Genomic DNA, 12,461 nt, shown 5'->3' with positions numbered 1-12,461 from the left:
AATTAAATTTCAATTAATTCCTTGGTATTGATGTGGCTTTGCCCCACAAACATGCATATTTCATCCATCTCACCGCCATGACCATCACATGATCCCCCATTTTGTTTAATAAGTTATTATCAAAGCCATGGACTCCATCGGGATATAGCGGTAGGTTGCGCCCCTTCGTTACTCGTCAGTCACGAATTCAACCCTATCCCACTTCTCATTCGACTCTTCATTTACAGGGATTGCCATGAGCATCACACGCAGAGACTTTCTCAACGGCGTCGCCATTGCCATTGCGGCCGGCGTCGCCCCCATCCAGCTGCTGCAGGCCGCCGAAGGCGGCAAGGCGCTGGCCGAGAAGACGCTGGTCTATCCGCCCGCTCTCACCGGCCTGCGCGGCAACCACCCGGGCTCCTTCGAGCCGGCTCACAGCATCGCCCGCGACGGCAAGCAGTATGACTTCGCCCACCTCCCGCTGGAGGGCGAGTACGATCTGGTGATCGTCGGCGCCGGCATCAGCGGCCTCTCCGCCGCCTGCTTCTATCAGCAACTGCTCGGGGCGGACAAAAAGATCCTGCTGCTCGACAACCACGATGATTTCGGCGGCCACGCCAAGCGCAACGAGTTCACCACCCCGGACGGCCTGCGGCTGGGTTACGGCGGCAGCGAATCCCTGCAATCACCGCGCTCCGTCTACAGCCCGGTGGCGCTGGGGCTGCTCAAGGCGCTCGAGGTCAACATCGATGAGCTGGCCAAAGGCTTCCAGCAGACCTTCTACCCGGATCTGGGTCTGAGCCGCGGCGTCTTCTTTGACGAGAAGCACTTCGGGGTCAACAAGATAGTGAGCGGCGACCCGGGCCACAGCGTGGCAGACGACATCCCGCGCGATCGCTTGAACGGCCGGCCACTGGCCGAGTTCATCGGCGACTTCCCGTTCGACGACACCGACAAGGCCGCCCTGCTGGCGCTGCACGAAGAGAAGACCGACTACCTGCACGGCATGACCCGCGAGCAGAAAGACGCCTGGATGGAGAGCAACAGCTACACCACCTTCCTGCGCGACAAGGTGGGGCTGAGCGAGCGGGCCATCACCTTCTTCCAGCAGCGCACCGACGACTTCCAGGCGGTCGGCATCGATGCCACTTCCTGCGCCGACGCCCGCCTGTGCGCCCTGCCGGGCTTTGCCGGCATGGATCTCACCCCGCTCGATGCAGAATCCCAGGCCGAGCTGGACGACCCTTACATCTTCCACTTCCCGGATGGCAACGCCGGCCTCACCCGCTTGATGGTGCGCAAGCTCATCCCGCAGGTGGCTCCGGGCCACACCATGCAGGACGTGGTGCTGGCCAGGTTCGACTACAGCCAGCTCGACCGCCCCGAGCACAAGGTGCAGCTGCGCCTTGGCAGCACGGCGCTGCAGGCCAGAAACGTGCCGCTCAAGGACGGCAAACAGGGGGTGGACGTCACCTACATCAAGGAGGGCAAGCTGCACCGGGTACAGGCCAGGCAGTGCATCATGGCCGGCTACAACATGATGATCCCCTACCTGGTGCCCGAGATGCCGGAGCCCCAGAAGGAGGCGCTGCGCCAGAACGTCAAGGCGCCGCTGGTCTACACCAAGGTGGTGATCAGAAACTGGCAGCCGTTCGTCAAACTCGGCGTGCACGAGGTCTATGCCCCGGCCGCCCCCTACAGCCGGGTCAAGCTCGACTACCCGGTCGACCTCGGCGGCTACGAGCATCCCAAGAACCCGGATCAGCCCATGTGCCTGCACATGGTCTATGTGCCGACCCTGCCGGGCAGCGGCCTCTCGGCCCGCGAGCAGTCCCGCAAGGGGCGCGCCATGCTCCTCGGCATGCCGTTCGAGCAGCACGAGCAGATGATCCGCGAGCAGCTGCAAGCCATGCTGGGCGAGGCCGGCTTCAACCATGAGCAGGATATCCTCGCCATCACGGTCAACCGCTGGTCCCACGGCTATTCCTACATCGCCAACTCCCTGTTTGACGATGAAGAGCAGTCGGAGCGCTTCATTGAGCGGGGTCGCCAGCCGGTAGGCAACATCACCATCGCCAACTCGGACGCGGGCTGGAGCCCCTATGCCCACGCCGCCATCGACGAGGCGTGGCGCGCCGTCAACGAGCTGGTCGCCCTGACCAAGGGAGGTGCCAAATGATCCGTTCCCTGACTGCCAGTGCCGTGCTGCTGGCCCTGCCCACCTTCGCCCTGCAAGCCGCCCCCGCCATGTCGGCGGGTGAATACGTGGCCAAGCTGGGGGACTGCGCCGCCTGCCACACCAGCGAGGCGAGCAAGCCGCTCGCCGGCGGCAAGGGTTTCCCCACCCCGGTCGGCACCGTCTACGCCACCAACATCACCCCGGACAAGACCCACGGCATCGGCAACTACAGCCTGCCCGAGTTCATCAAGGTGATGCGCGAAGGGATCACCCGCAGCGGCGACCCCCTCTACCCGGCCATGCCCTACACCGCCTACGCCAAGATGAGCGATGAGGATCTCACCGCCCTCTACCACTACCTGATGCAGGATGTGCAGCCGCAGGCCATTGCCAACAAGGCGAGCGACATCCCCTGGCCGCTCAACATGCGCTGGCCCCTCAGGGGCTGGAACTGGCTCTATCACGATGACGGCCGCTTCACCCCGGTCGCCGGCAAGAGCGAGGAGTGGAACCGTGGCGCCTATCTGGTGCAGGGAGCGGGCCACTGCGGCAGCTGCCACACCCCGCGCGGGATCGGCATGCAGGAGAAAGCCCTGACCGAGGCGGATCCCCTCTATCTGAGCGGCGCCACCCTGGATGGCTGGTATGCCCCCGACATTCGTGGCAGCCGCTACGACAAGCAGGCCCTCATCGATCTGTTGAAAACCGGCCGCAGCCAGCATCAGGCCGTCAGCGGCCCCATGGCGGAAGTGATCACTCACAGCAGCCAGTACTTCAGCGACGCGGATCTGGCCAGCATCGCCACCTACCTGACCGGGCTGGATGACGATGCACCGGCCGCCAGGGGCAACCGGGCCTATGCCAGTGCCGGCGGCAAGGCGGATTACGCCATGTACTGCTCCACCTGCCACGGCAACGACGGGCGCGGCAACGACCACGTCATCCCCTCCCTGGTCGGCAACCAGACCGTGCTGGCCGAGGACCCGAGCAGCCTGCTCAACGTGCTGCTGCACGGCGCCGAGACCCCGGTCACCCAGGGCCACATCGGCTACCACATGCCGGGCTACGGCTGGACCCTCAACGACCAGCAGATCGCCGAGCTGGTCAACACCCTGCGCGCCTCCTGGGGCAATGAAGGGGTGGCCATCAAGCCGGAGACGGTCAAGGCCCAGCGCACCCTGCACCCATAGGTCACGCCGACCATAACGAAACGGGCCTCCAGTGGAGGCCCGTTTGCTGTGTGAGTGACAACTCACCCCTTGCGCGGTTTGGAGCCGGAGAGCGGCACCGCCCCCAGCCGGTAATCGCCATAGGGGAAGATGTTGCGAAAACGCTGGGCCACCGGCTCCGGAATGGAGCGGGAGAAGACCAGCTTGACCCCATCGCCATCGCGCTGACCCAGGATGCGCCCGCGCACCGTCTCGTGACGCAGGATCTGTCTGGCATGCTCGATGAATGCGGGCGACACCTTGCCCCGCTTGACCTGCACCTTGCCGGGGGCAAGCCGGATCTCGAACAGGGCGCCACGCCCCAGCTTCATCAACCACCAGATCAGGGCAATCGCCACCAGCAACGACAACCAGGCCATCCTGTTTCTCCTTCTTCACACGGTTGCTGTCAGTATAAGCCGCAACTGGCCCCCGATTGTTTGGTGCGGATCACAGCCGTACCTCAAGTCCGACCGCAAGCCACCCTGCTCGCCGAGCCCTCTAGCGGTTGCGACCCCAGGCCACCAGCGTCTCCCGATAGAGTGCCAGCAGCGTCTGATCCCGTACCGCCACCCCGACCTGCTGGGCCGGATGATCGGCCCACTCGTCGTGGGGGTGGGACTTGCCGTCAAATTTCTGCAGGGTGTGGCCGATGGCTGGGCCCTCGTTGATGACCCGCACCGGCCCCGCGCGCAAGGTGAACAGGGTCGGATCGATCACGTAGGCGATGGCGGACGGGTCGTGCACGTGGCAACCGTCGAGCCCGATCCGCTCGGAGTAGAAGCGCAGGTAGAAGCGGCTGACATCCCACAGGAAACGGCCCGGCTCGCCCGCTTCGTCGCGCAGTGCGTCCAGATAGGCGCTGCTGAAGAAACTCTGCTGGGTCACGTCCAGCCCGATGATCACCACAGGCCAGCGGGCGGTGAATACCCGGTCGGCGGCATCCGGATCGTCGTGGATGTTGGCCTCGGCATAGGGGGTCACATTGCCGCGATGGCCGTTGACGCCGAAGGCGCCGCCCATCACCACCACCTGCTTCACCAGGCCGGCAATCTCGGGGGCCGCCTGCAGCGCCAGCGCCAGGTTGGTGAGCGGCCCTATGGTAACCAGGGTGATCTCGCCGGGAGCGGCCTTCACCGCTTCGACGATATACTGCCAGGCCGGCCGGGGATCCGGAGTGAGCGTCACCTCCCCCGCCGTCACGTCGCCAAACCCGCTCGGGCCGTGCACGACCGTGGTCGGGCCCACCGGCTCGCGTCGCAGCGGGGCGGCCGCCCCCTGCGCCACATCCGCCTTCATGCCGTATTGCTGCTTGAGCCAGAGGGCGTTGTGGGTGCCGTTCTCGATGGTGGCATTGCCAAAAACCGTGGTGATGGCGAGCAGCTCGATGGCGGGGTGGGCTTCGGCAAACAGAATTGCCATGGCGTCATCGATACCGGGATCGGTATCCAGAATGATCTTGTGAGTCATGGGGCCTCCTTGGGCAACAGAACCGCCAGTGTAGCGAGCCGCCGCCGCTTTAACAGCGACGGGATCACAGCCTGCCGTTTTGCCCTCTCGCCGCCCTGCACAAGTGGTTGCGTTTCATACAGCCGCGACGGGCAAGCAGCTAATGCAAGGGCGATGGCTGGCCTGACTGATGAAACTGATGAAATAGTGGGCGGGCAGTGCGGGACGAACAGACGCGGCCTTGTGGGTCGGCGGGCGGGATGGTATCACTGGGCCACCAGGTTCACCCCTCTCACCAACCGCCGAGGCGCCATTGATCACCCTGATAAAAGAGTCCGACCAGCTGAAGATGCCCTGGAAGAACAAGCAGGGCACCACAGCCCAGATCCTCATCTCCCCTGCCGACGCCAGCCTCGACAGGCTCGATTTTGCCTACCGGCTGAGCTCGGCGCCCATCAAGGGGGCCGGCCCCTTCTCGAAATTCCCCGGCTATCAGCGCATCCTGCTGCCCATCAGCGGAGCCGGCTTCGTGCTCAACGGCCACCCCTACGCCACCTTCGAGGCGGCCCACTTCAGCGGGGATGACGACACCCACTGCGAGCTGCTGAAAAAAGAGGTGACGGATCTGGGGCTCATCTATGATCCGGCCCGCCTCAGTGCCAATGTGCGGGTGCTCAACCTCCCCTTCCCGCTCAGCCTCACCCTGGAAGCGGACAAGACCTATCTCTGCTACCTGCTGAGCGGCCAGCTCACGGCGGCGGGCCAGCCCATGGCAGTCAACGAGACCCTGCTGATCAGCGGCGAGCAGAGCATCCAGTTCGACTGCCAGAAGAAGAGCGCCATCGCCTTCTTTACCCTGCAGCCCATTATTTAAAGTGACAGCCTCACATCAATATCGCTCAAAAAACACCCCCTAATATTGAAAGCAATCAATATTAGGGGGTAGTATGGGTCTCATTGCTTTCCTGTAATGAGAGATCCTATGCAATACACTCTTGAAGGATTCGAGGCTCCACCAGAATTGACTTCGGAAGAAGAAAAAAGCAATCAACAGCTACAAACCAAGATAAAAGAAATTCTTATTGAGTTTCAATACGTTGAAGACAACAAAATCGCTATCCCAAAAACGTTCAAATGCCGGGTGCCTTATGAGGATTTGTACGGTCTCAAAGCCATTAGCGCTTTTGTAATTAACCATCCGATATATGGCCTCACTCGAATTGAGCCACACCAACAACAAGTATCTGGCTCCGTAGACCGCAAGTTTCCTTTCTTCCTGCAAAGTGCTTATAAAGCCCCCGAGCCCAATGTCATTATTTTGATTGAAGGACAAGGGCATAAAAAAGCAGCCTTTGAATGGTTAAAGACTGAATCAGCCAAATGCACAACTAAAAACATCAAATGTTTTGACTTGGCCGATTTCACACTTTGGATTTGATTTTTCTGTGCAGTAATCAGCGTTTCGGCGCCCGGCCGCCACTGTCGAGGCAGGCCTGCATGGAGTCATAGGGGGTGTAGTGCTTGGTGCGGCTGTAGTAGGTGCCGCCCTTGGGATGGCAGATGCCGTTGCGGCTCTTCTTCACCGGCGGCTCTGCCGCCAGCGCAATGGCGCATACCAGCAGCAGGCAACAGCCGACCACCCAGTTGATGGCGTATCTCACGACAAACGGCTCCTCTCCCATGGGCATCAGGCCCGAAAGGGGCCTATCTTACCCGCTATGCTCCCCACTCACCCCGCGCCGGATCATAAAACGGCACACAACTCCCGGCGCAGAGCCAGGGTTTCCTACGGCATGGCAAGCGGCCACAAAAAAGCCGGGCACTGCCCGGCTTCTGAGTCGGCACAACGTGCTTAGCCGACCTTGAAGGTGCCCTTCATCATGGCGAAGTGACCGGGGAAGGAGCAGAAGAAGGTGAGGTCTTTGCCGGCCAGGCCGTCGGTCTTGAAGGTGACGCTGGTGCTCTCGCCGCCGCCCACCAGCTTGGTGTGGGCCAGTACGCGGGGATCATCCTTGGGCAGGTAGTTGTTCTCGGCACCGGCACTCATGCCCGCGGTGGCAACGGCCTGATAGTCGGCGGTGTTGGCCAGCGCCCAGTTGTGGCCCATGGCGGTCACCGGCATCTTGCCGGTATGGTTCAGGGTCACGGTCACCTCTTTGCAGGTGGCCGGTACGCTCATCTCCTTGAGGTTGTACTGCATGGCATCATTGCCTTCGATGACCAACGCGCACTCATCGGCCAGAGCCGGGGCAGCCAGGGTGCTCAGAAACAGCAGGGTAATCGCCTTTTTCATCATCCTCTCCTTTGATTGGCAATAGATGGCAACACAATTGCCTGCAGGCTCGCACCATGGCTGGCAAACATGCTGTCAAAATCGACCTTATTCTACTCAACTGTCGTCATTCGGCTATGTCTTTAGCGCAAAGCTGCGGGTCAGGTCACCAGATTGTTCCCATTATTTGACTGGACAAACCGGCCGTGCCGTCCATTAACCACTCTTTGTTTAATTATCTCCCGCCCTTTTCTCCAGCCGACGCTCGCCCGCCGCTGCGCCCTTGGCTAAGCTGGCGACCCCGGCTCGCAGCCCGCGCTCGAGCCATCCGTTTTTAGCCAGAGAGATCCCGCATGTCGCTCCTTGCTCGCCCGGCCCCCCGCGGCCTGTTGTTGACCCTGCTGCTGATGCTGACCGCCTGTCAGCCAGCCCCGACCCAGACCCGTATCCAGGGCAAGACCATGGGCACCTATTATGCGGTGACCCTGAGCGATCCCTTCCCGGGCGGGGAGCCTGCGCTGCAGCAGGAGGTCGATGCCCTGCTGGTACGCATGAATCACGAGATCTCCACCTACGACCCGAACTCCCTCATCTCCCGCTTCAATCAGGGCAGCGGCCAGCCGCCCATAGCCATTCCCGCCACCATGGCCAAAATCGTGCAGCAGGGCATCGATGCCGGCCATCTCACCAAAGGCAAGCTCGACGTCACCGTGGGCCCGCTGGTCAACCTGTGGGGATTCGGGCCGGACAAGCGTCCGGTCAAGCGCCCCAGCGCCGAGCAGATCGCCAGCGCCCGCCACAAGGTGGGCATCGACCGGCTGACCTTGACCCCCGAGGGGGATCACTTCCTGCTCGGCAAGGGCATTCCCGATCTCTACCTCGATCTCTCCACCCTGGGCGAGGGGGCGGCCTCTGACGAGATTGCCGGCCTGCTCGAGCAAAAGGGGGTGCACAACTACCTCATCGAGGTGGCCGGCGCCGTGCGCAGCAAGGGCAACAACGCCAAGGGCAAGCCCTGGCGGGTAGCCATCGTCGAGCCGTCCGATCAGCCCGGCGCCTTCTCGGACGTGGTGATCCCCAACGGCATGGCCCTCAGCACCGCCGGCAGCTATCGCAACTACTACGAGCTCGACGGCCAGCGCTACTCCCACATCATCGACCCCGCCAGCGGCCAGCCCATCACCCACAAGCTGGTCTCCGCCAGCGTCATCACCCCGACAGCGCTCGAGGCCGACGCCCTCGACACCGCCCTCATGGTGATGGGGCCGGAGCAGGCGATGGCCTTTGCCAAGGAGCATGGGCTCGCGGTCTACCTCATCGTCAAGACCGAGCAGGGCTTCGCCGCCAGCCATACCCCCCAGTTCGCCCCCTATCTGGTGGCCAAACAGCCATAAACTGGCAGCCATAACCCAGCCACCATAAAAAAGAGGCCCCGCAGTGCGGGGCCTCGTTGTTTTCAAGCCGGCGTGATTCGATGGGAATGCAGTGAGGCATTGGCGTATTCCCTCGGCGACAGCAAGCCAGTGAGCGCCGTGAACGCGCTTGCGTGTTACTCCTCGCAGCCAGCAGGCGAGGCCGACGGACGCGCCTCCCGGTGACCCATCCCGTAGAGGGCAAACACCAGCATGCAGATCGCGGTCATCACGGCGAACAGGGCCGGGCCACCCCACACTTGCAAGAACCAGCCTCCCACCATAGGCGAGAATGCCCAACCGAGCCCGGCTAGGGCACTCGCGCCGAAGTAGCTCCCCTTGAGGTGAGCCGGCGCCATCTGGTCGATCAGCACGTTGAAGAGCGGAAACAGCACCGCCTCCCCCACGCTCAGCAAGAACATCGCCACCAGCCAGGGCCACAGCAGGGCCGGGCTCGACAGGGCAAACATCACCTGGGCCGATGCCATCAGCAAGATGGAGAACTGCAGCCGCAGGCTTACCCGCCAGCGCCGGGTCAGGTGCAGCAGCGGAAACTGCAAGGTGATGATGGTGAGCGCATTGGTGGCCACCAACAGGGCCACCAGCGTCTCCACCTCGGGGGCGCCGGCGCGGGTCAGGTACTGGATCAGCGGCGACTCCACCTGGGCGTAGACCAGATTCATCAGCAGGTTGGCGAGGATGAACAGCATGAAGGCGCGATCCCGCCCCACCACCCTGAGCATGGCCCCCAGGGAGAGACCGGCATCCGGCCGGCTGGCGCAGTCGCGGCGAAAGCCGAGCAGGAAGGCGATGCCGAGCAGACCATAGCTGGCGGCCGTCACTACGAAGGTCTCCTGGCGCGCACCCAGCCCCACCATGACGCCGATGAGGGGCCCCACCCCTGCCCCCACGTTGAGCAGGAAGTAGCGCAGGTGCAGAGCCAGCTCCCGCAGCGCCTTCTCGGGCAGCAGATCCCCCATCAGCGCCTTGCCCGGGGTATCGATAAAGGCGTAGGAGAGCCCCGACCCAAACACCCCGAGGGTGATGAGCCAGAGGGAGTGGCCGAATCCGAGCAACAGGTAGGCACCGCACGACAGGGCGCAGCCGAGCAGCAGTATGGTGCGCCGGCCGAGCCGGTCGGAGAGCCAGCCGACGTAGAAGCCGATGAGGCAGGAGAGCACGGCCGCGCCACCCAGCAGCATCCCGATACCGGAGGCTGACAGGCCATACTCCCGGTAGAGCAGGATGGAGAGGAAGGGCCAGACCATGAAGAAACTGGTGCGCACCATGAAGGTGCCCAGGATCACGATCCAGACCAGCGGGGGAAAGGGTGGCAGGCGCATGGGAACTCCTTGTCGCGCAATGGTGGCTGATCCGCAGGGGAAAGCGTTCAGTGGTATCAAAAGAAACCCAATTGCACAATCCCCCCTCTGCAAAAATCCACCCGGAGGGCTGTCCGGGGCCGAGCGGCGGGTGACCTTGTGATCAGGAACGAGCCGGGGTCGCCACCAACCCCCTTGCCCTCTCCTCAGCCTGCCACCCAACCACCATAAAGAGCGAGGCCCCGCACTGCGGGGCCTCGTGGTGTGCAAGCCGGCGCTACTCGATAGGGATGCGGTGGGGCGCCGGGGTCACCGCCTGCTTGGGCAGTTGCAGGGTGAGGATGCCGTTGTCGAAGCGGGCGACCACCTGCTCCGGCATCACCTCCACCGGCAGTTCGACGGTGCGCGATACGCTGCCGAAATAGCGCTCGCTGCGCAGGGGGCGTTCATCCTGGCTCTGGCTGTCGTGCTGGCGGATCTCCGCCTTCAGGGTCACCAGCTTGCCGTGCACATCCACGTGGATGTCCTCCTTCGCCACCCCGGGCAGCTCCGCCTGCAGCAGATAGCCGCCGTCGCTCTCCTTGAGGTCCAGCTTGATCTGGCTCGGCAGCGGATCCCCGTGCAGGGGCCGGATGTAGAAACCGGAGGCCATGTCGTGAAACAGGTCATCAAACAGACTGGTACGGCCTGGTAGCAAACTCATTTGATTCCTCCTTGTGGTCACTGGATGGTCGAAAGCAGGCCCGCGGCCCGCCTCTTTTCAGTCTAAAAACCGGCGTGGGCGCCGCCAGTGCAATCCAGCGCCCGTTTGACCGGGATCAAGGGCTGCGGCGATTTTTTTCAGGCCCGGCGCCCCCTTGCCAGAGGAAAAACGGCGGCGGCATGGATGTTCAATTGCCTGTCTGCGCGCTTTGGTGGCACACTTCTGTTATCCGCCCGTAGCGCCCTGACCAGACAGATGCAGACACCGGAATCCGAGCCAGAGAAAAAAGCCCCACCCAAACCGAAGCGCATCCTGCTGGTCAACGAACAGCGCTCCTTTCAGGTGATGATGAAGGCGATGCTGATCAACATCGGCATCAGTCGCATCACCTATGTCAACTCGGCCGAAGAGGCCAGACGGCGCTGCCAGAAAGAGTCCTTCGACATCTACCTCATCGATTACGAGCTGGGGGTTGGCGAGAACGGTCGCCAGCTGCTGGAGAGCCTGCGCGATCAGAAGCTCATCCCGCCCCAGAGCGTGGTGATCATGGTGAGCGGCGACAGCTCCCGCGCCATGGTGCTGAGCGCGCTGGAGGCCGAGCCCGACGAATACCTGATGAAGCCCTTCTCCCAGGAGCAGTTCTCGTTTCGCCTCAAACGTGCCCTCGCCCGTCGCCAGGCGCTGGAGAGCGTGTTCAGCGCCCTTGCCGAGGAGAACCTGACCACCCTGCTCGCCGCCTGCGCCGAGCGGGCCGATGCGGTGCCGCGCTTTGCCAACTTCTGCCGCTGTCTGCAGGCCGATACCCAGCTCAAGCTGGGCCAGGCCAAGGAGGCCCGCAGCCTGATGCGCCAGCTGCTGGCCGGCCAGGAGAACAGCTGGGCCCGGCTCACCCTCGGCAAGGCGTGCCACACCCTAGGTCTGCACGAGGAGGCGGTGAGCCACCTGCAGGCGACCCTCAAGAACACCCCGCTGATGGTGGAGGCCCACCTCTGGCTGGCGGAATCCCTGCTGGCACTCGGCAATGACGAGCAGGCCCAGCAGGAGCTCAAGCGGGCGGTGGATATCTCGCCCCAGTCGGTACAGCTCTCCCGCCGGCTGGCGGAGGTGTGCCTGCTGCGCCACGACTACGCCCAGGCCAAGGACGTGCTGCTCTCCCTCATCGACCTGTCGCGCAACTCGATCCACCGCACCCCCCACTATCTGGGGGCCTATATCCAGGCGCTGACCCTCTACGCCCTCAACAGCAACGACATCTACCACATCGCCAACCTGCAAAAGCAGGTCAACTCGGCCCTGTCGCGCATTCGCGATTCGTTGATGATGGCGGAGTTCAACTACCCGGTGTTCGAACAGATCTGCCAGGCCCGGGTGCAGATTGCCCTGGGGGAGCTGCTCAAGGGCAAGAAGATGCTCTACCGCGCCAACCAGAACTGGCTCGATCAGCCGGCCACCATGCCCCCCAGCCTGCTGGGCGAGACCATCCTCGCCCTCTATCAGCTCGGCGAGTTCGAGTATGCCGAGAGCCTGCAGGCACTGCTGGCCGAAGACGAGGATCGGCTGCTCACCACCTGCATCCAGGCCACCCGCGACGACAAGACGGTGCTGGAACGCCGCCAGCGCTACCAGCAGCTCAACGAACTGGGCATCAAGGCCTATCAGTCCGGCGAGCTGGAACAAGCGCTCGGCCACTTTCGCGAGGCGCTGCGCCGGGCCCCGGCCAATACCGGTGCCGCCCTCAACAAGATCCAGGTGCTGCTGCAGCTGATGCAGAAAAACCGCAAGAGCCCGGAGTTTGGCACCGAGTGCAAGGAGACCCTGGAGGTGCTGGACGGCATCCCCCTCAACCCGGCCCAGCAGGACCGTTTTCGCAAGCTGCGTCAGGAGTTTACCCAGCTCAGCTGACCCCGCTCGCCGGCCGCTCGCCTATGCTGATA

At 63.1% G+C, this 12,461-nt stretch carries 12 protein-coding genes; 6 read left to right on the top strand and 6 right to left on the bottom strand.

Annotation, left to right across the window (positions count from 1 at the left end; genetic code table 11):
• The first annotated feature begins 235 nt into the window (after nucleotides 1-235).
• The gene (locus tag AB5Y95_RS08605; protein WP_005302938.1) at nucleotides 236-2,161 is read left to right on the top strand and encodes an FAD/NAD(P)-binding protein; all 1,926 of its coding nucleotides are present in this window, start codon (nucleotides 236-238) and stop codon (nucleotides 2,159-2,161) included.
• The gene (locus AB5Y95_RS08600; RefSeq protein ID WP_368160567.1) at nucleotides 2,158-3,351 is read left to right on the top strand and encodes a cytochrome c; all 1,194 of its coding nucleotides are present in this window, start codon (nucleotides 2,158-2,160) and stop codon (nucleotides 3,349-3,351) included. The genes AB5Y95_RS08605 and AB5Y95_RS08600 overlap by 4 nt, the downstream gene beginning before the upstream one ends.
• A gap of 62 nt (nucleotides 3,352-3,413) precedes the next feature.
• Here the strand turns inward: AB5Y95_RS08600 and AB5Y95_RS08595 are convergent, their stop codons facing one another.
• On the bottom strand, nucleotides 3,414-3,749 hold the full coding sequence (locus tag AB5Y95_RS08595) for a DUF3634 family protein (protein WP_017780689.1): 336 nt from the start codon (nucleotides 3,747-3,749) through the stop codon (nucleotides 3,414-3,416).
• Between the two features lie 121 nt (nucleotides 3,750-3,870).
• Nucleotides 3,871-4,839, bottom strand: coding sequence for a nucleoside hydrolase (locus AB5Y95_RS08590; protein WP_368160564.1), 969 nt, complete (start codon nucleotides 4,837-4,839; stop codon nucleotides 3,871-3,873).
• Between the two features lie 292 nt (nucleotides 4,840-5,131).
• On the opposite strand from AB5Y95_RS08590, the gene AB5Y95_RS08585 reads away from it, so the two are divergent.
• Both AB5Y95_RS08585 and AB5Y95_RS08580 read left to right on the top strand, forming a co-directional pair.
• Nucleotides 5,132-5,692: a HutD family protein gene (locus AB5Y95_RS08585; RefSeq protein ID WP_368160561.1), complete on the top strand. Its 561-nt coding sequence runs from the start codon at nucleotides 5,132-5,134 to the stop codon at nucleotides 5,690-5,692.
• A gap of 108 nt (nucleotides 5,693-5,800) precedes the next feature.
• Nucleotides 5,801-6,256, top strand: coding sequence for a PD-(D/E)XK nuclease superfamily protein (locus AB5Y95_RS08580; RefSeq protein WP_139398451.1), 456 nt, complete (start codon nucleotides 5,801-5,803; stop codon nucleotides 6,254-6,256).
• A gap of 16 nt (nucleotides 6,257-6,272) precedes the next feature.
• Here the strand turns inward: AB5Y95_RS08580 and AB5Y95_RS08575 are convergent, their stop codons facing one another.
• A complete protein-coding gene (locus AB5Y95_RS08575; RefSeq protein ID WP_010633391.1) occupies nucleotides 6,273-6,479 on the bottom strand; it encodes a hypothetical protein in 207 nt (68 codons plus the stop codon).
• Nucleotides 6,480-6,670: 191 nt separating this feature from the next.
• Entirely contained in the window at nucleotides 6,671-7,111 is a 441-nt protein-coding gene (gene azu, locus AB5Y95_RS08570; RefSeq protein WP_005302949.1) for an azurin, read from the bottom strand.
• A gap of 332 nt (nucleotides 7,112-7,443) precedes the next feature.
• Between azu and AB5Y95_RS08565 the strand changes: the two genes are divergently transcribed.
• Nucleotides 7,444-8,484 (top strand): FAD:protein FMN transferase, encoded by a 1,041-nt coding sequence (locus AB5Y95_RS08565; protein ID WP_368160557.1) that lies wholly within the window; start codon nucleotides 7,444-7,446, stop codon nucleotides 8,482-8,484.
• Nucleotides 8,485-8,639: 155 nt separating this feature from the next.
• Here the strand turns inward: AB5Y95_RS08565 and AB5Y95_RS08560 are convergent, their stop codons facing one another.
• Together AB5Y95_RS08560 and AB5Y95_RS08555 are read right to left on the bottom strand one after the other, a co-directional pair.
• On the bottom strand, nucleotides 8,640-9,845 hold the full coding sequence (locus AB5Y95_RS08560) for an MDR family MFS transporter (protein ID WP_368160554.1): 1,206 nt from the start codon (nucleotides 9,843-9,845) through the stop codon (nucleotides 8,640-8,642).
• A gap of 256 nt (nucleotides 9,846-10,101) precedes the next feature.
• Entirely contained in the window at nucleotides 10,102-10,527 is a 426-nt protein-coding gene (locus tag AB5Y95_RS08555; RefSeq protein WP_368160551.1) for an Hsp20/alpha crystallin family protein, read from the bottom strand.
• A gap of 255 nt (nucleotides 10,528-10,782) precedes the next feature.
• Here AB5Y95_RS08555 and AB5Y95_RS08550 point away from each other — a divergent pair, with 255 nt between their 5' ends.
• Complete coding sequence (locus AB5Y95_RS08550) at nucleotides 10,783-12,429, top strand: tetratricopeptide repeat-containing response regulator (RefSeq protein ID WP_201883880.1); 1,647 nt, start codon at nucleotides 10,783-10,785, stop codon at nucleotides 12,427-12,429.
• Nucleotides 12,430-12,461 lie beyond the last annotated feature (32 nt).

Origin of the sequence: Aeromonas sp. R5-3 (assembly GCF_040908225.1) — a bacterium.
Lineage (GTDB): Bacteria > Pseudomonadota > Gammaproteobacteria > Enterobacterales > Aeromonadaceae > Aeromonas > Aeromonas dhakensis.
This window is presented reverse-complemented; position numbering and strand designations above follow the sequence as displayed.

Coding starts and splice junctions, on each gene's coding strand:
- azu (WP_005302949.1), bottom strand. CDS start 7,111: ATGAAAAAGGCGATTACCCTGCTGTTTCTGAGCACCCTGGCTGCCCCG.
- AB5Y95_RS08580 (WP_139398451.1), top strand. CDS start 5,801: ATGCAATACACTCTTGAAGGATTCGAGGCTCCACCAGAATTGACTTCG.
- AB5Y95_RS08550 (WP_201883880.1), top strand. CDS start 10,783: ATGCAGACACCGGAATCCGAGCCAGAGAAAAAAGCCCCACCCAAACCG.
- AB5Y95_RS08590 (WP_368160564.1), bottom strand. CDS start 4,839: ATGACTCACAAGATCATTCTGGATACCGATCCCGGTATCGATGACGCC.
- AB5Y95_RS08565 (WP_368160557.1), top strand. CDS start 7,444: ATGTCGCTCCTTGCTCGCCCGGCCCCCCGCGGCCTGTTGTTGACCCTG.
- AB5Y95_RS08555 (WP_368160551.1), bottom strand. CDS start 10,527: ATGAGTTTGCTACCAGGCCGTACCAGTCTGTTTGATGACCTGTTTCAC.
- AB5Y95_RS08560 (WP_368160554.1), bottom strand. CDS start 9,845: ATGCGCCTGCCACCCTTTCCCCCGCTGGTCTGGATCGTGATCCTGGGC.
- AB5Y95_RS08595 (WP_017780689.1), bottom strand. CDS start 3,749: ATGGCCTGGTTGTCGTTGCTGGTGGCGATTGCCCTGATCTGGTGGTTG.
- AB5Y95_RS08605 (WP_005302938.1), top strand. CDS start 236: ATGAGCATCACACGCAGAGACTTTCTCAACGGCGTCGCCATTGCCATT.
- AB5Y95_RS08600 (WP_368160567.1), top strand. CDS start 2,158: ATGATCCGTTCCCTGACTGCCAGTGCCGTGCTGCTGGCCCTGCCCACC.